Genomic DNA, 24,317 nt, shown 5'->3' on the forward strand with positions numbered 1-24,317 from the left:
TTTACTTCAGGAAAACTCAATCATGATGAAAGGACAGATCGCGGGTCTGATGCGTCAGGCTCAGCAAATGCAGGAAAACATGAAGAAGGCCCAGGAGGCCCTGGCCGAGATCGTCGTCGAAGGCGCATCGGGCGGCGGGCTGGTCAAGGTGTCCATGTCCTGCCGGCACGATGTCAAGCGTGTGACGATCGATCCCAGCCTGTTCGCCGACGATAAGGACATGCTCGAAGACCTGGTGGCCGCCGCCTTCAACGACGCGCTGCGCAAAGCCGAAACCACATCCCAGGAAAAAATGGCTTCCGTTACGGCAGGCATGCCTTTGCCCCCCGGGATGAAACTGCCTTTCTGATCGATGGAAGCGCCTCTGCCAGAGCCTGAACCTCTCAAGGCTCTCATCGAATCCCTGCGCCGCTTGCCCGGCGTGGGGGTCAGGTCGGCCCGCCGCATGGCCTACCATCTGCTCCAGCACGACCAGCCCGGCGCCGACCAGCTCAGCCGGGCGCTGTCTTCGGCCTTGCGGGATCTGCGTCATTGTTCCCGGTGCAACGGCTTTACCGAAGAGGAAATCTGCGCCACCTGCAGCAATCCCAAGCGCGACCCTTCCATCCTTTGCATCGTCGAGACCCCGGCCGACCAGAATACGATCGAATCCAGCCATGGGTACCGCGGGCTGTACTACGTGCTCATGGGGCGGCTCGCCCCCCTCGAGGGCATCGGTCCCGACGAGCTCCGGTTCGACAGGCTGCTGAAAAGAGTGGGCGACGGGCAGGTGAAGGAAGTCATACTGGCCACGAATTTCACGGCCGAGGGCGAAACCACCGCGCATTACCTCTCCGAACTCCTCCAGGCGCGCGGCATTGCCGTGAGCCGTCTCGCCAGAGGCGTTCCCGCGGGAAGCGAACTCGAATACGTCGATGCGGGCACCATAGCCTGGGCATTGATGGAACGACGCAGTACCTGATTGAGGGGTAATTGAGGGGTCAGACCCCGTACGGGGTCTGACCCCCAAGTCAGCGCGGGGTCTGACCCCCATATCAGCTGGAACTCGGGGTCAGACCCCGCATGGGGTCTGACCCCAGGGATATCCATGAGACCGGCTGTCCAGGCCGCTTGCCGGGGTCAATCTCATGTAATATGACGAAAAAAATCAGGCCCCGTGCCTATAATTCGTCAGGAGATCCCCTCATGTCCTTATCTCGTCGCGATATGCTCAAGTTGGCGGGCGTGGCCGGTGCCGCGGCCGTCGCTCCCCGTTTAGCCGGTGCCCAGGCACTGGAAAAGAAAGACGTGGTGATTGCCGTGGGCGGTCAGGCGCTCATCTATTATCTGCCCCTGTCCATCGCCCATGTGAACGGCTATTTCAAGGACGAGGGGCTGGATGCGAAAATCGTCGACTTCGCCGGCGGGTCCAAGGCGCTTCAGGCGGTCGTGGGCGGCAGCGCCGACGTGGTTTCCGGCGCGTTCGAACACACGATCAACCTGCAGTCCAAGGGGCAGGCCTATCGCGCGTTCGCACAGCAGGGCCATGCGCCCATGATCGTATTGGCGGTCTCCAAGAAGACCATGGCCGGCTACAAAAGCCCGGCCGACCTGAAAGGCAAGAAGGTCGGCGTCACGGCGCCCGGTTCTTCCACGAACATGATGGTCAGCTTCTATCTGGCCCAGCATGGCCTCAAGCCCACCGATGTCTCCATCGTCGGCGTGGGCGCCGGGGCGGGCGCCATCACCGCCATGCGCACCGGGCAGATCGACGCCATCGCCAACCTCGATCCGGTCATCAGCACGCTCGTCAAGGAAGACGCCGTGCAGATCGTTGCCGATACGCGCACCATCAAGGACACCATCCAGATTTTCGGCGGCAATATGCCCTCGGGCTGCCTGTACACCTCGCAGGAATTCATCGACAAGAATCCCAACACGGTGCAGGCCCTGGCCAATGCCATCGTCCGCGCCGACAAATGGATACAGGCGTCCACACCCGACCAGATCGCCAAGGTCGTGCCCGAAGGCTACCTGCTGGGCGACGTGGAACTCTACAAGCTCGCGCTGCAAGGCAACAAAGAGGCGCTCTCGCCCGATGGCCGCGTGCCCGCAGACGGCCCGCAGACGGCCTTGAACGCTTTGGCCGCCTTCGTGCCGAATTTCCCCAAAGACAAGATCGACGTGACCAAGATCTGGACCAACGACTTCGTCAATAAGGCCAATCAGAAGTATCCGAATGCCTGACGCCGCCTTATCGCTTGAAAGCATTACCTGCACCTTTGCATCCAACGAAAGCGCGGGTAAAAGCTATACCGCCGTCAAGGACACCTCGCTGTCGATCGCGCCCGGCGAATTCGTCTCCGTCGTCGGGCCCACCGGCTGCGGCAAGTCCACATTGCTCAACGTGGGGGCGGGGCTGCTGGCCCCATCGGCCGGCCTGGTCAAGGTGTTCGGCCAAGTGCTCCAGGGGGTGAACCAGCGCGCAGGCTATATGTTCCAGGGCGAAGCGCTGATGCCTTGGCGCAGCGCGCTCAGCAACGTGACGGCGGGGCTCGAGTTCGCCGGTGTCCCGGCCGCCGAAGCGCAGTCGCGCGGCCGCGACTGGCTGAAGCGGGTAGGGCTTGGCGGCTTCGAAAACCGCTATCCGCATCAAATGTCGGGCGGAATGCGCAAACGGACCATGCTGGCCCAGACCCTCATCCGCGATCCCGACATCATCCTCATGGACGAGCCCTTTTCGGCGCTCGACGTCCAGACTCGCCAACTGATGGAGAACGAGGTCCTGGAGATCTGGATGTCCAAGCGTAAGGCCGTGCTGTTCATCACCCACGATCTGGACGAGGCCATCGCCATGAGCGATCGCGTGGTGGTGTTGTCGGCCGGGCCCGCGACGCACCCCATCGGCGAGTTCGCCATCGATATTCCGCGTCCGCGCGATGTGGCCGAAGTGCGCATGAATCCGCGCTTTGTCGAATTGCACAAGGCTATCTGGGATGTCTTGCGCGAGGAAGTCCTCAAGGGCTATGCCCAACAGAAGCGGGCTTGAAATGCCGAAGTCGAAAAAAAACCAATCTCTTTCCCTGCGTTTCTGGCAGGTATCGCTGCTGGTCATCGTCCTGCTGGCATGGCACTTCGCGTCCCGGGACAGGAACTTCGCCTTTTTCTTCGGGCAGCCCATAGAGGTCGCAAAAGTCATTTGGGCGTGGTTTGTGACAAATGCCGATATCTACAGGCATCTGGGCGTCACGCTTACTGAAACCATGCTGGCATTCGTGATCGGAACGATCGCGGGCCTGGGTTTCGGGCTGTGGCTGGGGCTTTCACGCGGGGCCAGCGCGCTTCTGGATCCTTACATCACGGCGCTGAACTCCATGCCGCGCGTCATTCTGGCGCCGATCTTCGGCATGTGGTTCGGCCTGGGCATTTGGTCCAAGGTTGCGCTGGCCGTCACCCTGGTGTTCTTCATCGTGTTCTTCAACGTGTACCAGGGTGTGCGGGAAGTCAGCACGACATTGCTCGACAACGCGCGCATGCTTGGCGCCAACCGCAAGCAGCTACTGCGCCACGTGTATATTCCCTCGGCCACCAGCTGGGTGTTTTCCAGCCTGCATACGTCGGTCGGCCTGGCTTTCGTGGGCGCGGTGGTGGGCGAATACCTGGGTTCCGCCAGCGGCGTCGGCTACCTGATCCTGCAGGCCGAAGGCACGCTGGACGTGAACACGGTGTTTGCCGGCATCGTGGTGCTGACCGTCTTTGCGCTGCTGCTGGACGGTGCCGTCACCCTGGTCGAAGAACGCCTGCTGTCCTGGAAGCCCAAAGCCGGCGAAACTGAAAAGCTGTGATGCGGGGACAGACCCCGAATGGGGTCTGTCCCCCGGTCCCGGCGCTGGCGCTGGGGTCAGACCCCATTCGGGGTCTGACCCCTTTGTCCTGAAGCTTGGGTCAGACCCCATTCGGGGTCTGACCCCTTCCAAGATCGGGGTCAGCCCCATCGGGTCTGACCCCAGGTCTCATTTCTGGCGAGCCTCGGCGATCACTGCATCCAGCTTCTGGGCGTCGGCAACGAAGACGCGGATGCCTTCCGCCAGTTTTTCGGTCGCCATGGCGTCCTGGTTCAGTTCGGTACGGAACGCCACTTCATTGCTCGCCATCCAGACCGGCGCGTTCTTTTTCGCTTCGTCGGGATTGAGCTTGCGGACCAGCGGTTCGGTGCTCGAGGAAAGCTCGTTGAGAAGATCGGGACTGATGGTCAGGAGATCGCAGCCGGCCAGCGCTTGGATTTGCCCGATATTGCGGAAGCTGGCCCCCATGATCTCCGTCGCGATATCGTAAGCTTTGTAATAATCGTAAATTCTTTTTACTGACTGCACGCCAGGGTCGGCCGCGCCGGCGTTTGCCGATTCGTCCCATTGCGCTGCGGCCGCTTTCTTGTGCCAGTCATAGATTCGCCCGACAAAAGGCGAAATCAGCTGGACCTTCGCCTGCGCGCAGGCGAGCGCTTGCGGCAGCGAAAACAGCAGGGTCATGTTGCAGCGTATGCCTTCGGCCTGCAGCACCTTGGCCGCCTGTATGCCTTCCCAGGTGGAGGCCAGCTTGATCAGCACCCGTTCACGTTCGATGCCGGCGCGCTGGTACAGGGCGATGATCTGGCGGGCGCGCTCGATGCTGGCCTGGGCATCGAAGGACAAGCGCGCGTCGACTTCTGTTGAGACGCGGCCGGGTATGATGTCGAGGATTTCGCGGCCGAATGCGACGAGCAATTGGTCGGCCAGTTCGCTGCCGGGACTGTTCCGATTGTCGGCAACCACTTTCTCCAGCAGGGGGCGATTGTCGGGCTGCTGCACTGCCTTCAGGATCAGCGTAGGGTTGGTGGTGGCGTCGGTCGGACGATATTTGCGCATTGTCTCGAAATCGCCGGTGTCGGCGACCACGGTTGTAAACTGACGCAACGAATCAAGTTGATTGGACATATTTTTTACACCGGTTTAAAACAATACAAAGCCGTAGCCGGTTACTGTAGTCGATTTTCCTCCGGCAGGCAGCGGCAGGCTTGATTGTTACATGGGTTTGCCGGACCCGCAGCGACTCAAGGTATAATCAGAAGGTTTAATTACTGACTTTATAAACCGGGGTTTACAGTGCTACCGTCACTCTTTTCCGAGGGCGCCCAAGAGGCTCCCACAGCAATTCTTGCCCTGGCGGACGGTACCATCTTCAAGGGTGTCTCTATCGGCGCCGATGGTTATTGCGTCGCCGAAGTCGTCTTCAATACCGCCATGACGGGTTATCAGGAAATCCTGACCGACCCCAGCTACAGCGGTCAAATCGTAACCTTGACTTATCCGCACATCGGCAACACGGGTGTCAACGACGAAGACGTCGAATCCACGCAGGTGCATGCCGCAGGCCTGGTCGTGCGCGACTGTTCTTTGCGCGTGTCGAACTATCGCGCAACCCGGTCCCTGCCCGAATATCTCAAGGCAGAGGGCGTCGTTGCCATCGCCGGAGTCGATACACGCAAGCTGACGCGCATCCTGCGCGATGGCGGCGCCCAAGGCGCTTGTATATTGGTGGGCGACGACACCGAACGCGCGCTGGAGCTCGCACGCCAGTTCCCCGGCATGTCCGGCCAGGACCTGGCCAGCACGGTCTCCACCAAGCAGTCCAACGACTGGCGCGGGGGTACCTGGCAAATCGGCAAGGGCTTTGCCGATCCCAGCGAAAACACCTACCACGTCGTTGCCTATGACTACGGCATCAAGACCAACATCCTGCGCCTGCTTGCCGACCGCGGCTGCCGGATCACCCTGGTGCCCGCGCAGACGCCGGTCGAAGAAGTCCTGGCCTTGAAGCCCGACGGCATATTCCTTTCCAACGGCCCTGGCGATCCCGAACCCTGCAAATACGCCATCGACACCTGCAAGGCCGCGCTCGAGCGCAAGATTCCGCTGTTCGGCATTTGCCTGGGCCAGCAGATTCTTGGCCTCGGCCTGGGCGCCAAGACGGTGAAGATGAAAACCGGCCACCACGGGGCCAACCATCCGGTGCAGGATCTCGATACGGGCAAGGTGTTCATCACCAGCCAGAACCACGGCTTCAATGTCGACGTCGATTCGCTGCCGCCCAACGCGCGCATCACCCACGTGTCCTTGTTCGACGGCACGCTTCAGGGGTTCGAGCTCACCGACAGCCCCGCCTTCTGCTTCCAGGGCCATCCTGAAGCCAGCCCCGGCCCACACGACATCGTGGTGCTCTTCGACAAATTCATCAGCCTCATGGCCGGAAAAAAATAATCCAGCATCATGCCAAAGCGTACAGACATAAAAAGCATACTCATCATCGGGGCCGGTCCGATCATCATCGGTCAGGCCTGCGAATTCGACTATTCCGGCGCGCAGGCGTGCAAGGCGCTCAAAGCCGATGGCTATCGCACCATCCTGGTCAACAGCAACCCCGCCACCATCATGACGGATCCGGAAACGGCAGACGTCACCTACATCGAGCCCATCACTTGGCAGGCCGTTGAAAAAATCATCGAGCGCGAGAAACCCGACGCGCTGTTGCCGACCATGGGCGGCCAGACGGCGTTGAATTGCGCGCTCGACCTGGTCCGCCAGGGTGTGCTGGCCAAGCATGGCGTCGAACTCATCGGCGCAAACGAGCATGCCATCGAGAAGGCGGAAGACCGCCAGAAATTCAAGCTTGCGATGGACGCCATCGGCCTTGAATCGGCCAAGTCCGGCGTTGCGCACACCATGGACGAAGCCTGGGAAGTCCAGCGCCGCATCGGCGACGAAGCCGGCAACTCGGGGTTCCCGGTGGTCATTCGCCCCAGCTTCACCATGGGTGGAACCGGCGGCGGCATCGCCTACAACAGCGAAGAATTCGAAAGCATCTGCCGGCGGGGGCTCGAAGCCTCTCCGACCAGCGAGCTCCTGATCGAAGAGTCCCTGCTCGGCTGGAAGGAATTCGAAATGGAGGTCGTGCGCGACAAGGCCGACAACTGCATCATCGTCTGCTCCATCGAGAACCTGGATCCCATGGGCGTGCACACCGGCGACTCCATCACCGTGGCGCCGGCCCAGACGCTGACCGACAAGGAATACCAGGTCATGCGCAATGCATCCATTGCCGTCCTGCGTGAAATCGGCGTAGATACAGGCGGGTCCAACGTGCAGTTCGCGGTCAATCCGGCTAACGGCCGCCTGATCGTCATCGAAATGAATCCGCGCGTGTCCCGTTCCTCGGCGCTTGCCTCCAAGGCCACGGGCTTCCCCATTGCCAAGGTCGCCGCGCGGCTGGCCGTGGGCTACACGCTCGACGAACTCAAGAACGAGATCACCGGAGGGGCCACGCCGGCTTCCTTCGAGCCGGCCATCGACTACGTCGTGACCAAGGTGCCTCGCTTCGCCTTCGAGAAGTTCCCGCAGGCCGACTCGCGCCTGACCACCCAGATGAAATCCGTGGGCGAGGTCATGGCCATCGGCCGTACCTTCCAGGAATCCTTCCAGAAGGCCCTGCGCGGGCTCGAAGTCGGTGTTGACGGCCTGAACCAGAAGACCACCGATCGCGAGAAGCTGCAAATCGAGCTGGGCGAGCCCGGCCCCGAGCGCATCTGGTATGTTGGCGACGCCTTTGCGCAGGGCTTCACGCTCGAAGAGGTCCATGGCCTGACCAGCATCGATCCCTGGTTCCTGGCGCAGATCAAGGAAATCGTCGACATCGAGCTCGCGCTCGAGCAAAGAACACTGGCCGACCTCGATCGCGAAACGGTCTGGCAGCTCAAGCGCCGCGGTTTTTCCGATCGCCGGCTGGCCTTCCTGCTGGATACCTCCGAATCCGAAGTCCGCAAGCTGCGCCATCAACTGGGCGTGCGCCCAGTCTACAAGCGGGTCGATACCTGCGCGGCCGAATTTCCCACGCGCACCGCTTACATGTATTCCACGTACGAAGACGAATGCGAGGCCGCTCCCACGGACCGCAAGAAGATCATCGTGCTGGGCGGTGGCCCCAACCGCATCGGCCAGGGCATCGAATTCGACTACTGCTGCGTGCATGCCGCTTTGGCCCTGCGTGACGATGGCTACGAAACCATCATGGTCAATTGCAACCCTGAAACGGTTTCGACCGACTACGATACCTCCGATCGCCTCTATTTCGAGCCCTTGACGCTCGAAGACGTGCTCGAGATCGTCCACAAGGAAAATCCCGTCGGCATGATCGTGCAGTACGGCGGCCAGACGCCTTTGAAGCTGGCTCGCGCGCTCGAAGCCAACGGCGTGCCCATCATCGGCACCAGCCCCGAGTCCATCGACGTTGCCGAAGACCGCGAACGCTTCCAGAAACTGCTGACCAAGCTTGGCCTGCGCCAGCCGCCCAACCGCACCGCCCGCACCGAAGGCGAGGCCCTGTCGCTCGCCGCCGAGATCGGCTATCCCCTGGTGGTGCGCCCCAGCTACGTGCTGGGCGGCCGCGCCATGGAAATCGTTCACGAGCAGCAGGATCTCGAACGCTACATGCGTGAGGCCGTGAAGGTCAGCAATGACTCGCCGGTGCTGCTGGATCATTTCCTGAACAACGCGACGGAAGTCGATGTGGACTGCCTCGCCGACGGCGAAACCGTCTTCATCGGCGGCGTCATGGAGCACATCGAGCAGGCCGGCGTCCATTCCGGCGATTCCGCATGCAGTCTGCCTCCGTACTCGCTGTCCAGCGCGACCATCGCCGAGATCAAGCGCCAGACCTCTCTCATGGCCCGCGCGCTGAACGTGAAGGGCCTGATGAACGTACAGTTCGCCATCCAGGACGGCGACGTCTACGTGCTCGAGGTCAACCCCCGCGCGTCGCGCACCGTGCCTTATGTTTCCAAGGCAACCGGCCTGCAGCTGGCCAAGATCGCGGCGCGCGCCATGGCCGGCAAGACGCTCGCCGAACAGGGCGTCACCCGTGAAGTCGTGCCGCCCTATTACTCGGTCAAGGAAGCGGTCTTCCCCTTCGTCAAGTTCCCGGGCGTGGACACCATCCTCGGGCCGGAAATGAAATCGACCGGCGAGGTCATGGGCGTGGGTGAAAGCTTTGGCGAAGCCTTCGTCAAGTCGCAGCTGGCCGCAGGCGTGCTGCTGCCCGAAAAGGGCACGGCCTTCATCAGCGTACGGGCGCAAGACAAGCCCCGCGCCGTCGAAGTGGCCAGGGGCCTGGTCGAACTCGGCTTCAAGATCGTGGCAACGCGGGGAACCGCCGCCGCCATCGAGGAAGCCGGGCTGCCCGTGCAAGTTGTCAACAAGGTCACGGAAGGCCGTCCGCACATCGTCGACATGATCAAGAACGGCGAGATCGCTCTGGTCATCAACACGGTCGAGGAACGCCGCAACGCCATTGCCGATTCGCGCACCATACGCACGAATTCGCTGGCGGCCCGCGTCACCTTCTTCACGACCATCGCCGGCGCTCGCGCCGCGGTCGAGGGCCTGCAGTATCTGCGCAAGGGCGATGGCCTCAAGGTCTATTCCCTGCAGGACCTGCACGCGTCCATCGCGGCCTAGCAGATGGCCTTTGCCTAGGTGAAGCGCGTCTTCATCACCGGGGCGAGCAGCGGCATCGGTGCCGGGCTCGCCCGTTTTTATGCGTCCGAAGGCGCGCAGCTGGCGCTGCTGGGGCGGCGCGAGGCCGCGCTGGCCGAGCTGCAGGCATCCCTGCCGGGCCAGCATTCCGTCTACGTCGTCGATGCAAGGAGCCGGCAGGCCCTGCACGCGGCAGCGCACGATTTTTTGGCAGGCGGCCCGGTGGACGTGGTGATCGCCAGCGCCGGCATCAGTGCCGGGACCCTGACGGAAGAGCTGGCGGACTATGAAGTCTTCGAGTCCATCGTCAAGACCAACTTGCTGGCCACGGTGGCGACCTTCGAGCCTTTCATTGCCTCCATGAGGCAGCGAAAAGAGGGCAGGCTGGTCGGCATCGGCAGCGTCGCGGGTGTGCGAGGCCTTCCCGGTGCAGGGGCGTACAGCGCATCGAAGGCGGCCGTCCGGGCATATTGCGAAAGCCTGCGCGTGGAACTGAGATCCAGTGGCGTCAAGGTGGTGACCATCGCGCCGGGGTTCATCCAGACGCCGATGACGGCCCGCAATCCCTACCGGATGCCCTTCCTGATGCCGGTGGAACGTTTCGTTCCCAGGGCGGTGCGAGCCATCGAGCGGGGCGGTTCATACCAGGTCATTCCCTGGCAGATGGGTGTGGTTGCAGGCTTGCTTGGGCTGGTGCCCAATGCCGTGTACGACTATTTCGCGGCAGGCCGCAAACGCAAGCCTCGTATTGGCGAGTGAGCCGATGCGCCGCCGGGGTCAGACCCCGTACGGGGTTTGACCCCTCAATTCCCCTTCATTCCTGCCAGGTTTTCGCCATCGGGGGTCAGACCCCGTATGGGGTCTGACCCCTCAACTCCTCTCATCCCCGTCAGGTTTTCGCCGTCGGGGGTCAGACCCCGTATGGGGTCTGACCCCTCAATCCCTTTCGTCGACGTCGCCATCCACATACAGCCACCGCCCGTCCTCACGCAGGAAGCGGCTTAGCTCGGTGAGCCGGAATGCCTTGCCCGCCTGGCGGTATCTGGCTGTGAACTTCACTTCCGCATGGTCGGCATCCAGCTCCCGGTGTCCATGGATGCGCAGTCCCAGCCAACGCACGCCGTGAGGCGTATCGGGCGGGTCGACTTCCAGATCGATCGGGCGCGTGCCGGGATGCCAGGTCGCCTGAAGATAGCGGGCGAGCCCGAGCGTATAAGCGGTATAGCGGGAACGCATCAAGCGTTCCGCCGTGGCCGGGACCTGGTCGCCCTCGATAAACAGCCCGCAGCAGCGCTGGTACGGCGTGCCGGCCGGCACGCCGCCACAGGGGCAGGGCGGATTCGAGGCGGTTTTCATGAGACGCTACAGGACGTCGTCCAGCGCTTCGGCTTCCAAGTGGCCGGTGTAGCCCCAGTCCTGGATGAACCAGTCGCCCGGGCCGCGGATGCCGCAGCGGTTGACGCTGACGTTCAGTATGGGGAAGGGCCGCTGTGTTTCCAGCGTGGCGCCGGTGCTGCACCGCCACGCGATATCGATGACTCCCCCGTGAGTGAAGACCAGCACATTCTGGCCGGGGTGCTGGTGCGCGATGCCTTCGAAAGCCCGGCTGACGCGTTGCGAGAACGCAAGATAGGATTCTCCGCCCTCGATGGGCTGGTCCGGCTTGCGAAAGTCGATCAGCGCTTTGCCGTCCGAAGCCTTGCTGAGGCTGGACCAGTCCTCGCCCTGGTAGATGCCATAGCTGCGCTCGCGCAGTCCTGGATCCGTGATGATCGTCTGACCCAGAGACCGGGTGGCGATCTGCGCGGTTTCATGGGCACGGCTCAGGTCGCTGCTGTATATGGCGTGTATGTCGGTCGCGAAGGCGGCGGACGCGAGGAATCGGGCCAGTTGCTCGGCCTGCTTCTTCCCTTTTTCATTGAGGGGAATGTCAAGCCAGCCCTGCAGCCGACGCTCCGCGTTCCAGAGGGTTTCCCCGTGCCGTACCAACCAGAAGTGTGTTGTGTTCATGTCTTAAGCGTCGCAAGGCGGATTTCGCCACAATAAATCAGTGAGGATCACGGAAGTTGTTGCAGTGGAACAGGCCGCGCACGTACACTCTCGCCTGCAACAAAACAGCTATTTTAATAAAAAGGGCGGATTCCCATGTCGAACTCCTATTTTCCGCGCTGGCGCAAGGTTGAAGGCGGCGCATCCGGCGTCGTGGTGCAGCCCGACGAGCGCATGTCCTGGCCGCAGAACGTCGCGATGGGCGCGCAGCACGTCGTGGCCATGTTCGGTTCCACCATCCTGGCACCCCTGCTCATGGGTTTCGACGCCAACGTCGCCATATTGATGTCCGGCATCGGCACACTGATTTTCTTCCTGTTCGTCGGTGGGCGCGTCCCCAGCTATCTGGGGTCCAGTTTCGCCTTCATCGGCGGCGTCATCGCGGTGACGGGTTATGCGGGCAGCGGCGCCAACGCGAATATCGGCGTTGCGTTGGGCGCCATCATCGCCTGCGGTCTCGTCTATACCCTCATAGGATTGCTGGTGTGGTGGATCAACGCCCGCTCCGGCGGGGCGGCGCAATGGATCAACGCCTGGATGCCGCCGGTGGTGACGGGCGCCATTGTAGCCGTCATCGGGCTGAATCTGGCGCCCATCGCCGCCAAAGGGGCCATGGGCGGATCCACTTTCGAGGCCGTGATGTCCCTGGTTACTGTTCTGTGCGTGGGCGGCATTGCCGTCTATACGCGGGGCACGGTGCAAAGGCTGCTCATCCTGGTCGGCCTGCTGCTGGCTTGCGTCATCTATGCCGTCCTGACCAATGGCCTGGGCTTGGGGAAACCGATCGATTTCAGCGGCGTCCAGGCAGCGTCCTGGCTCGGCCTGCCCCGGTTTGCGGCGCCGGTCTTCGAGTTTCATGCCATGAGCGTCATCGTCCCAGTGGCCATCATCCTGGTTGCCGAGAACCTCGGGCATATCAAGGCCGTCAGCGCCATGACCGGGCAGAACCTGGACGTCTACCTGGGCCGCGCATTCGTGGGCGACGGCGTCGCCACCATGGTGTCCGGGGCGGTTGGCGGGACGGGCGTCACGACTTATGCGGAAAACATCGGCGTCATGACCGTGACCCGCATCTATTCGACCCTTGTGTTCGTGGTGGCTGCGCTGATTGCGATCCTTCTGGGCTTTTCACCCAAGTTCGGGGCTTTGATACAGACCATACCGGGGCCGGTCCTGGGCGGCATGTCGGTCGTGGTTTTCGGTTTGATCGCGGTGGCGGGCGCCCGGATCTGGGTAGTGAACCAAGTCGACTTCAGCGACAACCGCAACCTCATCGTGGCGGCGGTGACGCTCGTCCTGGGCGCCGGTAATTTTTCCTTGCAATTGGGCGCATTTCGCCTTGACGGCATCGGCACGGCCACTTTTGGCGCCATAATCCTGTATGCGCTGCTGCGGCGCAGTTCGCCCGGCCCGGTATAGCCGAACAGGGGTCAGACCCCGTACAGGGTCCGGCGCAGTTCGCCCGGCCCGGTATAGCCGAACAGGGGTCAGACCCCGTACGGGGTCTGACCCCAAACCTGCGCCGGGGCTTGCAATTTCCCTCAAGTTTGCCGACAATACGTACGTGCCCCCGGTTGTTCGTCATGCCGGGGGTTTATTTTGAACTAGGCCAAATTGTTGTTCACAGCTATAACAAACCAACGATCCCTTTAGTTCCACGCACGGGCGGCATGCACCCGCCCAAATAATTATCGATAGGCGCTCCATGTGGGGAGCGTCTTTTTACTTTTGAGTCAGGAATATTATGTCTGCGATCCCGTTGACAGTTCGCGGCGCTGAGCGCTTGCAAGTAGAACTCCATCGTTTGAAGACCGTTGAGCGGCCGGAAGTCATCAATGCCATCGCCGAGGCGCGTGCGCAAGGCGACTTGTCGGAAAACGCCGAATACGATGCCGCGCGCGAGCGTCAGGCGTTCGTGGAAGGCCGCATCCAGGAACTGGAAAGCACACTCTCGAACGCCCAGATCATCGACCCCGCTGCACTGGACGTCGACGGCAAGGCTGTATTCGGCGCCACCGTCGAAATCGAGGACCTCGAATCCGGCGAGCGCGTCAAGTACCAGATCGTGGGCGATGTAGAGGCCGATATCCGCGCCAACATGATTTCGGTATCCAGCCCGGTGGCCCGCGCCTTGATCGGCAAGACGGAAGGCGACGTAGTGGAAGTCAAGGCGCCTGCCGGCATACGCGAGTACGAAGTACTGAACGTCAGCTATATTTGAACGCCCGGCGTTAAAGTTGTGCCCAGTGCTGTGCCTTGGGCGTACCGACCCACGCCGAGGCCGGCGAAAAAAAAGCCCAGCGCGGTTGGCGTTGGGCTTTATAATGATAGCTTAACGTTTCCCTGAACGAAGCCCGCGCCTTGCGCCGGCGCGCAGCGAAAGCGCGCTGCCGCTGCGACGCGGTATGCCGTGGGCGGGGCGTGCCGGGGCATTGGATGCCGCCAGGGCGCGTCGAGCCCGCGGCGCCGCGGTTTCGGGTGCTTCGGATTTCTGCGCAGCGCGCTTGGTTTTTTCGTCACGCCGGGTTCGGGTCACGCCTTCGGCCGCCAGTTTCTTCGGCGTATGCGGTTCGGACGGCTTGCGTACCGCGCGCGTCGCGTATTCGGCTTCTGCCTTGGCTTTCTGGGCTTTGGGATCCGGCCGATAAATGATCAGCGTCTTGCCCAGGTGATGCACGAGCGCGCAGGACAGGCTGTCGCATATGGTTTCCAGCATGGTGTTGCGGGCTTCGCGCTCTTCGCCGGCGACCCTGACCTTGATCAATTGATGCGCAGTCAGGTTGTTATCGATTTCTTTCAGTACGGAATCAGTCAAGCCCCGGTCTCCGATCAGGACGACTGGGCGCAAAGGATGGGCGGCAGCGCGAAGGGCGCTGCGCTCTTGAGATGTGATGTCTAGTTTTGCCATAATGAGATTGTACGGGAATGGCCAAAAAAAAATTCTCCAAAGAGTGGATTCAGCAGCATATTAATGATCCCTACGTCAAAATGGCGCAACAGAAGGGGTATCGTGCCCGTGCGGCGTTCAAGCTGACCGAGATCCTCGACAGCGAGAAGCTGTTGCGTCCCGGCGATGTCGTGGTCGACCTGGGTTCCGCACCGGGAAGCTGGTCGCAGATTGCGCGCGAACGGCTGGCCGGTCCCGGCGGCGTACTCAACGGACGCATCATCGCGCTCGACATGCTTCCCATGGAACCCATCGCGGGGGTGGAGTTCATACAAGGAGATTTCCGCGAGGACACCGTGCTCGACCAGCTCGCCGAACGCTTGGGCGGCGCACGCGTGGATCTTGTAATTTCCGATATGGCCCCCAACTTGTCAGGGGTGGGATCGGCGGATTCAGCTAGAATTCAGCATGTGTGTGATTTGGCACTTGAATTCGCCTCCCAGCATCTCAAGCCGGACGGGGCGCTGATCGTCAAGGCGTTTCATGGCAGTGGATTCTCCCAGATCGTCGAATCGTTCAAACGCAGCTTTCAGCGGGTGGTCGAGCGCAAGCCCAAGGCGTCGCGCGACAAGTCCTCTGAAACCTTCCTGGTCGCACGGCGTCTGAAGCATCAGGTTTCTTAAAACACGATTCCTTCTATCGGGTAGAATGAATCATTGACATACTTGTTCTGCTGCCGTGTTTGCGGGGGTGTGGCAAGCCGAGGTTACAAGTAGGAGGTTGGCTTTGAACAACTCGTTTTCTAAGGTCGCGATCTGGATGGTGATCGCGCTTGTCCTGTTCACTGTGTTCAAGCAGTTCGACGGGCGCGCACCCACGGCCGAGACCGTGACCTATACCCAATTCATGAATGACGCCCAGGCAGGGCGCATCACGAAGGTCGACATCCAGGGCGACACCTTGTATGTCACCCCCGACGCCGGCCGGCCGTACAGCCTGACATCCCCGGGCGACCTGTGGATGGTGCCCGAGCTCGTCAAGTCCGGGGTGCAAGTCTCGGGCAAGGCCCGCGAAGAGCCTTCGTTCCTGACCAGCCTGTTCATTTCGTGGTTCCCCATGCTGCTGCTGATCGGCGTATGGATCTTCTTCATGCGCCAGATGCAGGGCGGCGGCAAAGGGGGGGCGTTCAGCTTCGGCAAGTCGCGCGCCCGCATGCTCGATGAAAACACCAACCACATCACCTTTGCCGACGTCGCCGGTTGCGACGAAGCCAAGGAAGATGTCCAGGAGCTGGTCGACTTCCTGCGCGATCCAACCAAGTTCCAGCGCCTTGGAGGCCGTATTCCGCGCGGCGTCCTGATGGTCGGTTCGCCAGGTACGGGCAAGACCTTGCTGGCCAAGGCCATTGCAGGCGAGGCCAAAGTGCCGTTCTTCAGCATTTCCGGCTCCGACTTCGTCGAAATGTTCGTCGGCGTGGGCGCAGCCCGTGTGCGCGACATGTTCGAGAACGCCAAGAAGCAGGCTCCATGCATCATTTTCATCGACGAAATCGATGCGGTCGGCCGCCAGCGCGGCGCCGGACTGGGTGGCGGCAACGACGAACGCGAACAAACCCTCAACCAGCTTCTGGTCGAGATGGACGGCTTTGAAACGGGGCAGGGCGTGCTGGTCATCGCCGCCACGAACCGCCCCGACGTCCTCGATCCGGCGCTGCTGCGCCCGGGCCGCTTCGACCGCCAGGTTGTGGTGTCGCTGCCCGATATCCGCGGGCGCGAGCAGATCCTGAAAGTCCATATGCGCAAGGTGCCGCTGGCGACCAACGTCGACGCCATGGTGCTGGCGCGCGGCACGCCGGGCTTTTCGGGCGCCGACCTTGCCAACCTAGTGAACGAGGCCGCGCTGTTTGCCGCCCGCCGCAACGGGCGCACCGTCGACATGGCCGACTTCGAAAAGGCCAAGGACAAGATCATCATGGGCGCCGAACGCCGGTCGCTCATCATGCCCGAAGAGGAACGCCGCAATACGGCTTACCACGAGTCCGGCCACGCATTGGTCGCGCGGCTGCTGCCCAAGACCGATCCGGTGCACAAGGTCACGATCATTCCGCGCGGCCGCGCGCTGGGCGTCACCATGCAATTGCCTGAAGGCGATCGCTACAGCATGGACAAAGAGCGCCTCTTGAATACGATCGCGGTGTTGTTCGGCGGCCGCATCGCCGAAGAGGTCTTCATGAATCAAATGACGACCGGTGCATCCAACGACTTCGAGCGCGCCACGGCCATCGCCCGCGATATCGTCACCCGCTACGGCATGACCGACTCGCTCGGCCCCGTGGTGTATGCCGAGAACGAAGGCGAAGTCTTCCTGGGGCGCAGCGTGACCAAGACGACGCATATGTCCGAGGCCACCATGCAGAAGGTCGACCACGAGATCCGCGAGATCATCGATCAGCAGTACGCGATTGCCCGCAAGCTCATCGAAGACAACCGCGACAAGATGGAAGCCATGACGGCCGCGCTGCTCGAGTGGGAAACCATCGACGCAGAGCAAATCGACGACATCATGCAGGGCCGTCCTCCGCGTCCGCCTCAGGCTCTGTCCGGCGGTCCCGCACCGTCCGACACGCCTCCGCCGGCGGCCGGCGTGTCCTCCGCCGGCGGCGATGCCGCGGCGACCCCCGTCTAAAACTGGTCTCTATCGTATTCAATGAGTTCCAGCTTGCTTTGTGGGCGCTTCGAGCTTGATCTCGGGCGCCCATTGATAATGGGGATCGTCAACGTCACCCCCGACTCTTTTTCCGATGGCGCTGAACACTTCGAGGCCGACGCCGCGATCGCGCATGGGCGCCTGCTGGCAGAGCAGGGCGCCGACATGCTGGATATTGGCGGGGAATCGACGCGGCCGGGAGCGGAGCCTTTATCCGCCGAAGAAGAGCTGCAACGGGTGCTACCCGTCATCGAAGGCTTGCGCAGTCTCGGCGTTCCCTTGTCCATCGACACCTTCAAGCCGCAGGTGATGCGCGCCGTGCTCGATGCCGGCGCCGACATGATCAACGATATATGCGGCTTCACACGTCCCGGCGCCATCGAAGCTGTTGCCGATTCTGATTGCGGCCTGTGCATCATGCACATGCAAGGCGAGCCCAAGACCATGCAGGCCGATCCTCAATACGACGACCTGCTGCTGGAGGTCCAGCAGTTCCTGCACGGGCAGGCGCGCGCCCTGCGCGTCGCGGGGGTGTCGGAACGCCGTATCGTGCTGGACCCGGGCTTTGGGTTTGGCAAAACCCAACCGCAGAACTACCTGCTGCTGCGCAAGCTGGCTGACCTCGACAACCAGGGATATCCCTGGCTGATTGGCGTATCGCGAAAATCCATGATTGGGTACATCATAGGCCGCGCACCCGCTGAAAGGGTATACGGCAGCGTGGCGGCCGCATTGGCGGCGATTGCGCGCGGCGCCCGCATCATCAGGGTGCACGACGTAGCGGCGACTTCAGACGCCCTCAAAGTCTGGAGCGCAGTGGAAACCGGAGCTTATCTATGACTGAACGCAAGTATTTTGGAACCGACGGTGTTCGTGGTGAAGTCGGCGGTCCCACCATCAATGCGGAATTCGCGCTCCGGCTCGGCTATGCCGCCGGGCGCGTGCTGGCCCGCAAGCATCCCGGCAGGGGCCGGCCCGCGGTCGTCATAGGCAAGGACACGCGAATTTCGGGCTACATGCTCGAATCCGCGCTTGAGGCTGGGCTGTCGGCGGCGGGCATCGATGTGCTGCTGGCTGGCCCGGTTCCCACGCCGGCCGTCGCTTATCTGACCCGTGCCCTTCGCCTGGTCGCCGGCATTGTCATCAGCGCTTCCCATAATCCTTACCAGGACAACGGCATCAAGTTCTTTTCCGCGCAGGGCATGAAGCTTCCGGACGAGATCGAGGCCGAGATCGAGGCGGCGATCGATGAACCGCTGGGCTGCGTCGGGTCCGAAGCGCTGGGCCGTGCGCGCCGCATCGACGACGCGGCGGGGCGCTACATAGAGTTTTGCAAAAGCACTTTCCCCAACGAGCTGGATCTTTCGGGCTTGTCCATCGTGGTGGATGCCGCGCATGGCGCGGCCTACCATATTGCGCCGCACGTATTCCGCGAGCTCGGCGCCGAGGTCTTTTCCATAGGGTGCCAGCCCGACGGCTTCAATATCAACGAAGGCGTGGGCGCCATGCATCCCGAAACCCTGGTGGCGGAAGTCCAAGCCCGGGGCGCGGACATCGGCATCGCGCTCGATGGCGATGCGGACCGCCTGCAAATGGTCGACGGTAGCGGTCGCCTGTACAACGGCGACGAACTCCTTTATGCCATTGTGCGCGACCGCATGACGCAGCAGAAAGTCGACGGGGTGGTGGGCACGCTCATGACGAACTTCGGTTTTGAAAAGCGGATGCACGCCATGGGCGTGGCTTTTGAACGCGCCAAGGTCGGCGACCGCTATGTGCTGGAGGCCATGCAGGCCCGGGGCTGGCTGTACGGTGGAGAAAGTTCCGGCCATCTGCTGTGTCTCGATTGCCACACCACGGGCGATGGAATCATCGCGGCGCTGCAAGTCCTTCGGGCAATGAGCCGCAGCGGCAATTCGCTGGCCGAGCTGGTGTCCGACCTGAAGATGTATCCTCAGAAGATGGTCAACGTGCCGTTGGCTCAGGGCGTGCAGTGGCAGACTCACGCGGGCCTGGCCGCAGCGCGCGAGAAGGTCGAGCGGAAACTGAACGGGCGCGGGCGTGTTCTGATACGCGCCTCCGGCACGGAGCCCAAGTTGCGGCTCATGGTAGAGGCCGAAGAGGCGGCGCTCGCCGAAGAAGGCGTTCGCGAATTGGTTGCGGTGAACCTTACAAACGAGTAACGTAAGCATCAAATACCTGAAACATTCATCGCAGATAATCACCGAATGTTTAGGAGTTACTTGAATGCTAGAGTCTGCACGCATAGAAACCGGCATCGCCATAGACAGGAACTGGACGCGGCCCGTGGCCGGGGACCTGATAATGGGGCTGGCTGGTAGCACCGAAGAGCTGGAAGCGATACAGCGCTTGCGCTACCAGGTATTCACGGAAGAAATGAACGCGGTGTTTCCAGACTCCGCGAACGGCCTGGATGCCGACCGCTTCGACCTCTGGTGCGAGCATTTCATGGTCAAAGAGGCGCACACCGGCCGCGTAGTGGGCACCTACCGGCTCCTGACGCCGGCAAACGCCCGCAAGGCCGGCGGCTATTACTCCGAATCGGAATTCGACCTCGGCGGCCTCAGCCACATCTACGATCAGATCGTCGAAGTGGGGCGGTCATGCACGCATGCCGACTACCGGAATGGCTCGGTCATCATGCTGCTATGGTCGGGCATCGCCAGCCTGATGCTGGAATCCGGCTTCCGGTATCTGCTCGGTTGCGCCAGCGTCAGCCTGCGCGACGACGGCGTTACCGCGGCCGAGGTCTGGCGCATAGCGAGAAAAACCCTGGAAGGCTCGCCGGATGTCCCGCGCGTGTCGCCACGCCATCGTTATCCCGTCGAGTGCCTGGACAGCGCACTGCCGGCACGTATTCCGCCGCTCATCAAAGGCTATCTCAAGCTGGGTGCCACGATTTGCGGCGAGCCCGCCTGGGATCCCGACTTCAATACCGCCGATTTCCCCGTCCTGCTCGACATAAGAAAGATGGATGAGCGCTATCGCCGCCATTTCGGCCTGGTTTAGGGGTCAGACCCCGAATGGGGTCTGACCCCGCGCCCAACCCGAAGGGTCAGACCCTATTCGGGGTCTGACCCTGGCTCAATCCGAAGGGTCAGACCCCATACGGGGTCTGACCCTGGCCCTAATCTAGGCCCTAAGTCTCGACGAGATTGAACTCGAATCCGGCCTTGGCCCATTCCACGGTTTCCGCCTGAAGCGAGAACTCCGAGAGCGGATGGGCATCCAGCCAGGACTTCGCCGCCTTCAGCGTGATTTGCTGGCCCTGGGCCTGGAGGGTGATGGGAAGCCCGGTTTTATGGTCTTCGCGCCGGCGGCACAGCAGCACCGCCAGCCGCAGGCAAAGCAGCGTCAGCCATTTTTCCCTGGTGGGTTCGAGCAGGGAAAGCTTGTTGAACTTGCCATGATGCCCCAGCACGAAAAGCGCAAGCATGGATTGATCGTCGTTCGAAAAGCCCGGCATGTCGGCATGCTGGAGAATATAAGCGCCATGCTTGTGGTATTCAGCATGGGCGATGCTGATGCCCACTTCGTGAAGGTCGGACGCCCAGCCCAAGGTGCGCTGGAGCTCTTCTTTCTCGACGTTGCCCGGCAGATCGAGTTGCGAGAAAAACTGCAGTGCGATGCGCTTGACCCGTTCCGACTGCCGGGTGTCGATGTGATAGCGCTTGATGAACTGGCGTGCGGTTTCGTCGCGCTTGTCATGAGCGGAGTCACGGCCCAGGATGTCGTACAGCACCCCCACGCGCAACGCGCCTTCTCCGGGCGCCATGGCTTTGATCTTGAGTTCCTGAAATGCCGCCAGCATGATGGCCAGGCCGCCGGCCAGCACCAGGGAACGATCGTGCTTCAGGCCGGGCAGCTCTTTCATGATGACTTTGCCGTCGCGTATCAGCTTGGCCTTGAGCAATTCCAGGCCTTCGAGGGTGATGCCCTTCTTGGACATGCCGCCTTCCTGCAGCACGGCGATCAGCCCTTTTGCCGTGCCGGACGAGCCGTAGGCCTCTTGCCAGCCGGTTTTCCGGTACTGCTTGGATATGCCTTCAAGTTCCCGGCGTGCCGCCAGCTGGGCGCGCTCCATGCGGGCCGCGGTGATGTTGCCATCGGGAAAGAACTGTCGCGTAAAGCTGACGCAGCCCATGTACAGCGAGCTCATGTGCATGGGCTGGAATCCCTTTCCAATGATGACCTCGGTCGATCCGCCGCCGATGTCTATCATCAGGCGGCGGTTGGGCGAGGGGGGGAGCTCGTTGGTGATGCCTGAAAAAATCAGTCGCGCTTCTTCCTGTCCCGCGATGACTTCGATGGGAAATCCGAGAGCCGCTTCCGCGCGCGGCAGTATGTCGGCGACATTGCGCGCAATGCGAAATGTATTGGTGGCCACCGCCCTGACGCGATTGGGATGGAAGCCGGACAGCCGTTCGCCGAAGCGCTTCAGGACGGTGATGGCGCGCTCGATGGCTTCTTCGGAAATGACTTTGTCTTCGTTCAGGCCGGCCGCCAGCCTGACGGACTCTTTTAGACGGTCGACGGAGTAGATTTGCGCTTTGCCGTCCAGTTGTACGACGCGTCCGATGGATAGCCGAAAGCTGTTGGAGCCCAAGTCGACCGCGGCAAGTAGATAGTCCATTATGAGAGATTGCTGGTGGATACCTACGAATTATAAAGACTGCGCGCGCGTGCGTCTTTATGCCGCCTCCTGGCTTGCATCTGGGGTCGGACCCCATGCGGGGTCCGACCCCTCGCGCACGGACTTTTGGGGTCAGACCCCGACGGGGTCTGACCCCTCGTGAACGACTGCTGGAAGAAATCGAGTGCGCCTATGCCGATGAATGGCCGAGCAATCGCCGGTGCTTACTATCTAAGGGCGTTTTGATAGTATAGAAACGTGCACGTCTTCCGGCTTGTCACATAACAGTAATGAAAATGACGTAAAACCTCGTGTGCTTCTTTTTCTGGACTGATCCATGCTCCCTTCGTCGTCGAATCCTACTCTCTTGAACCGCGAGCTTTCCTTGCTCAAGTTCAATGAGCGTGTGCTGGCCATGGCCGAGAACCGCAACACGCCGCTGCTCGAGCGCCTGCGGTATCTTTGCATCGTCAGTTCCAACCTCGACGAGTTCTTCGAGATCCGGATTTCCAGCCTGAAAGAACAGCAAAGGCAGACGCCGACGCTGGTCGGCGTAGACGGCTACACACCGGGCGAGGCTTTCGAGCGGGTGCAGATCGCGGCCCATGAACTGGTCGACAGGCAAAACAACCTGTTGATGAACCAGGTGCTGCCCAAGCTCAAGGCAGAGGGCATCGCCCTGCTCGAGCCCGCGCGCTGGGACGAAGGCATGCGCGAATGGGCGCATGACTCTTTCGAGCGCGATGTCATGCCCATGCTCACTCCCATCGGCCTGGATCCCGCTCATCCCTTTCCACGCGTCTACAACAAGAGCCTGAATTTCATCGTTGCGCTGTCCGGACAGGACGCATTCGGGCGCAGCGCCTCCATCGCCATCGTGCAGGCGCCCCGCGCGCTGCCGCGGGTAATGCACATGCCATCCGAAATATCCGGTATTCCCAATGGCTACATATTGCTGTCGGCCTTGATCAGCGTCTTCGTGGGCGAACTGTTCCCGGGGCTGGACGTCAAGGGGGTGTATCAATGGCGCGTCACGCGCAACAGCGATCTATTCGTCGACGAAGAGGAAATCACCAACTTGCGGCAGGCGCTTCAGGGCGAACTGTCGCAGCGCAATTTCGGGGCGGCGGTCCGGCTCGAGATCGACCAGAGCATGCCACCGGACCTGGAAGCCTTCCTGCAGCAGGAATTTCTGCTTCAGCCGCAGGACACCTATCGGGTAAGCGGGCCGGTGAACCTGTCGCGGCTGATGCAGTTGTGCAATGCCATCGACCGGCCCGATCTCCTGTTTCCGGACTATCGCCCCAAGCTGCCCGCGCCTTTCGATCACTTGCCCGACGACGATCCTTCAGCCTTGTTCAGCGCCATCGCCGAGCGCGATTGCCTGCTGCATCACCCCTACCAGTCTTTTCAGCCGGTGCTTACTTTCCTGACCGCGGCGGCCATGGATCCGTCGGTGGTCGCCATCAAGCAGACCATCTACCGCACAGGAGAAGACTCCGAACTCATGCGCCTGCTGCTGGCCGCGGCTCGGGCAGGCAAGGAAGTCACGGTGATCGTCGAGCTCATGGCGCGCTTCGACGAACAGACCAATATCAACTGGGCGGCAAGGCTGGAAGAAGTAGGTGCTCATGTCAGCTATGGGGTCGTCGGGCACAAGACGCATGCCAAGATGGCCTTGATCCTGCGGCGCGAAAACGGCCGGATCCGCCGTTACGGGCACTTGGGCACGGGCAATTATCACCCGCGCACCGCCAAGCTTTATACGGATTTCGGTTTGATCACCGCCGACCAGAAAGTGTGCGAAGACATGGATAAGGTATTTTCGCTCTTGACGGGCCTGGGCGCGCGCCGGCCGCTCAAGTGCCTGCTGCAATCGCCGTTCACGCTGCACGAAACCATGCTGGCGCTGATACGCAACGAGGCATCCATTGCCAAGAGCGGCAAGAAGGCGCGGATCATGGCCAAGATGAATTCCCTGCTGGAGCCCATTGTCATCGACGCCTTGTACAAGGCCAGCCAGGCCGGCGTCAAGGTGGACCTGGTGATCAGAGGCGCCTGCGCCCTGAGGGCGGGGGTGCCGGGCCTGTCGGAGAACATCCGTGTCCGCTCCATCGTGGGGCGCTTCCTCGAGCATTCCCGGGTCTTTTACTTCTACAACGAAGGCGCCGAAAACGTTTACTTGTCATCGGCCGACTGGATGGACCGGAATTTTTTCCGCCGGGTCGAGCTGGGCTTCCCGGTGTTCGACAAGGCGCTGAAGAAGCGAGTCATCAACGAAGCGTTCACCTATGCGCTGCGCGACAACCAGCTGGCCTGGAGGGCGCTGCCCAATGGCACCTACGTCAAGATCAAGCCCAGCGGAAAGCCCTTCAACCTTCATCAGCACCTGATGCAGCAACTGGGATCGTAACTTTTTGTGGCGCTGTCACGAACATGTCATATTCGATCTTTACTATGACGAGCAATGCAGGCCTGC

The 24,317-nt window shown here is 61.6% G+C and carries 21 protein-coding genes; 16 read left to right on the forward strand and 5 right to left on the reverse strand.

All coding sequences use genetic code 11. From position 1 onward, the window contains the following. Positions 1–22 precede the first annotated feature (22 nt). The 5 genes from ACSBPU_RS05850 to ACSBPU_RS05870 all read left to right on the forward strand — a co-directional run bounded on the left by ACSBPU_RS05850 (position 23) and on the right by ACSBPU_RS05870 (position 3,824). The gene (locus tag ACSBPU_RS05850) at positions 23–349 is read left to right on the forward strand and encodes a YbaB/EbfC family nucleoid-associated protein (RefSeq protein ID WP_442596405.1); all 327 of its coding nucleotides are present in this window, start codon (positions 23–25) and stop codon (positions 347–349) included. 3 nt (positions 350–352) lie between these two features. Then, positions 353–961, forward strand: coding sequence for a recombination mediator RecR (recR, locus tag ACSBPU_RS05855; RefSeq protein ID WP_180067673.1), 609 nt, complete (start codon positions 353–355; stop codon positions 959–961). Positions 962–1,185: 224 nt separating this feature from the next. Continuing rightward, positions 1,186–2,226 carry an ABC transporter substrate-binding protein gene (locus ACSBPU_RS05860; RefSeq protein WP_442596408.1) on the forward strand — a complete coding sequence of 347 codons (1,041 nt, stop codon included), beginning with the start codon at positions 1,186–1,188 and terminating at the stop codon, positions 2,224–2,226. Continuing rightward, positions 2,219–3,028 (forward strand): ABC transporter ATP-binding protein, encoded by an 810-nt coding sequence (locus ACSBPU_RS05865; protein WP_442596410.1) that lies wholly within the window; start codon positions 2,219–2,221, stop codon positions 3,026–3,028. The genes ACSBPU_RS05860 and ACSBPU_RS05865 overlap by 8 nt, the downstream gene beginning before the upstream one ends. A 1-nt stretch (position 3,029) precedes the next feature. After that, on the forward strand, positions 3,030–3,824 hold the full coding sequence (locus ACSBPU_RS05870; RefSeq protein ID WP_442596412.1) for an ABC transporter permease: 795 nt from the start codon (positions 3,030–3,032) through the stop codon (positions 3,822–3,824). Positions 3,825–3,992: 168 nt separating this feature from the next. Here ACSBPU_RS05870 and tal read toward each other — a convergent pair whose 3' ends face one another. Next, positions 3,993–4,952 (reverse strand): transaldolase, encoded by a 960-nt coding sequence (tal, locus tag ACSBPU_RS05875; protein WP_180067677.1) that lies wholly within the window; start codon positions 4,950–4,952, stop codon positions 3,993–3,995. Positions 4,953–5,120: 168 nt separating this feature from the next. On the opposite strand from tal, the gene carA reads away from it, so the two are divergent. From carA to ACSBPU_RS05890, 3 genes are read left to right on the forward strand one after another with little or no spacing between them, the layout of a single operon-like run. After that, positions 5,121–6,275: a glutamine-hydrolyzing carbamoyl-phosphate synthase small subunit gene (gene carA, locus ACSBPU_RS05880; RefSeq protein WP_442596414.1), complete on the forward strand. Its 1,155-nt coding sequence runs from the start codon at positions 5,121–5,123 to the stop codon at positions 6,273–6,275. 9 nt (positions 6,276–6,284) lie between these two features. Beyond that, a complete protein-coding gene (carB, locus tag ACSBPU_RS05885) occupies positions 6,285–9,524 on the forward strand; it encodes a carbamoyl-phosphate synthase large subunit (RefSeq protein ID WP_442596416.1) in 3,240 nt (1,079 codons plus the stop codon). An 18-nt stretch (positions 9,525–9,542) separates the two neighbouring features. After that, positions 9,543–10,301, forward strand: a complete 759-nt coding sequence (locus ACSBPU_RS05890) for an SDR family oxidoreductase (protein WP_442596418.1) — start codon at positions 9,543–9,545, stop codon at positions 10,299–10,301. 177 nt (positions 10,302–10,478) lie between these two features. On the opposite strand, the gene ACSBPU_RS05895 is transcribed toward ACSBPU_RS05890, so the two are convergent. Further along, complete coding sequence (locus ACSBPU_RS05895; RefSeq protein WP_442596420.1) at positions 10,479–10,898, reverse strand: YchJ family protein; 420 nt, start codon at positions 10,896–10,898, stop codon at positions 10,479–10,481. A 6-nt stretch (positions 10,899–10,904) separates the two neighbouring features. Next, a complete protein-coding gene (locus ACSBPU_RS05900; protein ID WP_442596422.1) occupies positions 10,905–11,552 on the reverse strand; it encodes a histidine phosphatase family protein in 648 nt (215 codons plus the stop codon). A gap of 135 nt (positions 11,553–11,687) precedes the next feature. On the opposite strand from ACSBPU_RS05900, the gene ACSBPU_RS05905 reads away from it, so the two are divergent. Both ACSBPU_RS05905 and greA read left to right on the forward strand, forming a co-directional pair. Next, positions 11,688–13,010, forward strand: coding sequence for a solute carrier family 23 protein (locus ACSBPU_RS05905; RefSeq protein ID WP_442596424.1), 1,323 nt, complete (start codon positions 11,688–11,690; stop codon positions 13,008–13,010). Between the two features lie 325 nt (positions 13,011–13,335). Beyond that, on the forward strand, positions 13,336–13,812 hold the full coding sequence (greA, locus tag ACSBPU_RS05910; RefSeq protein WP_180067683.1) for a transcription elongation factor GreA: 477 nt from the start codon (positions 13,336–13,338) through the stop codon (positions 13,810–13,812). Positions 13,813–13,923: 111 nt separating this feature from the next. Here the strand turns inward: greA and ACSBPU_RS05915 are convergent, their stop codons facing one another. Continuing rightward, a complete protein-coding gene (locus ACSBPU_RS05915; RefSeq protein ID WP_442596427.1) occupies positions 13,924–14,499 on the reverse strand; it encodes a YhbY family RNA-binding protein in 576 nt (191 codons plus the stop codon). Positions 14,500–14,516: 17 nt separating this feature from the next. Here ACSBPU_RS05915 and ACSBPU_RS05920 point away from each other — a divergent pair, with 17 nt between their 5' ends. The 5 genes from ACSBPU_RS05920 to ACSBPU_RS05940 all read left to right on the forward strand — a co-directional run bounded on the left by ACSBPU_RS05920 (position 14,517) and on the right by ACSBPU_RS05940 (position 20,214). After that, positions 14,517–15,161 (forward strand): RlmE family RNA methyltransferase, encoded by a 645-nt coding sequence (locus ACSBPU_RS05920; protein WP_442596429.1) that lies wholly within the window; start codon positions 14,517–14,519, stop codon positions 15,159–15,161. Positions 15,162–15,264: 103 nt separating this feature from the next. Further along, positions 15,265–17,163 carry an ATP-dependent zinc metalloprotease FtsH gene (ftsH, locus tag ACSBPU_RS05925; protein ID WP_180067686.1) on the forward strand — a complete coding sequence of 633 codons (1,899 nt, stop codon included), beginning with the start codon at positions 15,265–15,267 and terminating at the stop codon, positions 17,161–17,163. 21 nt (positions 17,164–17,184) lie between these two features. Then, a complete protein-coding gene (gene folP / locus ACSBPU_RS05930; RefSeq protein ID WP_442596431.1) occupies positions 17,185–18,024 on the forward strand; it encodes a dihydropteroate synthase in 840 nt (279 codons plus the stop codon). Continuing rightward, positions 18,021–19,367 carry a phosphoglucosamine mutase gene (gene glmM, locus ACSBPU_RS05935; RefSeq protein WP_442596433.1) on the forward strand — a complete coding sequence of 449 codons (1,347 nt, stop codon included), beginning with the start codon at positions 18,021–18,023 and terminating at the stop codon, positions 19,365–19,367. The genes folP and glmM overlap by 4 nt, the downstream gene beginning before the upstream one ends. Before the next feature lie 64 nt (positions 19,368–19,431). Next, positions 19,432–20,214 carry a GNAT family N-acetyltransferase gene (locus ACSBPU_RS05940; RefSeq protein ID WP_442596435.1) on the forward strand — a complete coding sequence of 261 codons (783 nt, stop codon included), beginning with the start codon at positions 19,432–19,434 and terminating at the stop codon, positions 20,212–20,214. 130 nt (positions 20,215–20,344) lie between these two features. On the opposite strand, the gene ppx is transcribed toward ACSBPU_RS05940, so the two are convergent. Continuing rightward, on the reverse strand, positions 20,345–21,838 hold the full coding sequence (gene ppx / locus ACSBPU_RS05945) for an exopolyphosphatase (RefSeq protein ID WP_442596437.1): 1,494 nt from the start codon (positions 21,836–21,838) through the stop codon (positions 20,345–20,347). Between the two features lie 337 nt (positions 21,839–22,175). Here ppx and ppk1 point away from each other — a divergent pair, with 337 nt between their 5' ends. Then, positions 22,176–24,251, forward strand: coding sequence for a polyphosphate kinase 1 (gene ppk1 / locus ACSBPU_RS05950; RefSeq protein ID WP_442596439.1), 2,076 nt, complete (start codon positions 22,176–22,178; stop codon positions 24,249–24,251). Positions 24,252–24,317: the final 66 nt, after the last annotated feature.

This window comes from Parapusillimonas sp. JC17, from assembly GCF_052180245.1.
Classification (GTDB): domain Bacteria; phylum Pseudomonadota; class Gammaproteobacteria; order Burkholderiales; family Burkholderiaceae_B; genus Parapusillimonas.

Excerpts from the sequence above, each read along its gene's own strand:
- tal (WP_180067677.1), bottom strand. The coding sequence starts at position 4,952 with ATGTCCAATCAACTTGATTCGTTGCGTCAGTTTACAACCGTGGTCGCC.
- recR (WP_180067673.1), top strand. The coding sequence starts at position 353 with ATGGAAGCGCCTCTGCCAGAGCCTGAACCTCTCAAGGCTCTCATCGAA.
- ACSBPU_RS05915 (WP_442596427.1), bottom strand. The coding sequence starts at position 14,499 with ATGGCAAAACTAGACATCACATCTCAAGAGCGCAGCGCCCTTCGCGCT.
- ACSBPU_RS05940 (WP_442596435.1), top strand. The coding sequence starts at position 19,432 with ATGCTAGAGTCTGCACGCATAGAAACCGGCATCGCCATAGACAGGAAC.
- ppx (WP_442596437.1), bottom strand. The coding sequence starts at position 21,838 with ATGGACTATCTACTTGCCGCGGTCGACTTGGGCTCCAACAGCTTTCGG.
- ACSBPU_RS05865 (WP_442596410.1), top strand. The coding sequence starts at position 2,219 with ATGCCTGACGCCGCCTTATCGCTTGAAAGCATTACCTGCACCTTTGCA.
- folP (WP_442596431.1), top strand. The coding sequence starts at position 17,185 with ATGAGTTCCAGCTTGCTTTGTGGGCGCTTCGAGCTTGATCTCGGGCGC.
- ACSBPU_RS05860 (WP_442596408.1), top strand. The coding sequence starts at position 1,186 with ATGTCCTTATCTCGTCGCGATATGCTCAAGTTGGCGGGCGTGGCCGGT.
- ACSBPU_RS05905 (WP_442596424.1), top strand. The coding sequence starts at position 11,688 with ATGTCGAACTCCTATTTTCCGCGCTGGCGCAAGGTTGAAGGCGGCGCA.
- ACSBPU_RS05895 (WP_442596420.1), bottom strand. The coding sequence starts at position 10,898 with ATGAAAACCGCCTCGAATCCGCCCTGCCCCTGTGGCGGCGTGCCGGCC.
- ACSBPU_RS05870 (WP_442596412.1), top strand. The coding sequence starts at position 3,030 with ATGCCGAAGTCGAAAAAAAACCAATCTCTTTCCCTGCGTTTCTGGCAG.
- carB (WP_442596416.1), top strand. The coding sequence starts at position 6,285 with ATGCCAAAGCGTACAGACATAAAAAGCATACTCATCATCGGGGCCGGT.
- greA (WP_180067683.1), top strand. The coding sequence starts at position 13,336 with ATGTCTGCGATCCCGTTGACAGTTCGCGGCGCTGAGCGCTTGCAAGTA.
- ACSBPU_RS05900 (WP_442596422.1), bottom strand. The coding sequence starts at position 11,552 with ATGAACACAACACACTTCTGGTTGGTACGGCACGGGGAAACCCTCTGG.
- ACSBPU_RS05920 (WP_442596429.1), top strand. The coding sequence starts at position 14,517 with ATGGCCAAAAAAAAATTCTCCAAAGAGTGGATTCAGCAGCATATTAAT.
- glmM (WP_442596433.1), top strand. The coding sequence starts at position 18,021 with ATGACTGAACGCAAGTATTTTGGAACCGACGGTGTTCGTGGTGAAGTC.
- ppk1 (WP_442596439.1), top strand. The coding sequence starts at position 22,176 with ATGCTCCCTTCGTCGTCGAATCCTACTCTCTTGAACCGCGAGCTTTCC.
- ACSBPU_RS05850 (WP_442596405.1), top strand. The coding sequence starts at position 23 with ATGATGAAAGGACAGATCGCGGGTCTGATGCGTCAGGCTCAGCAAATG.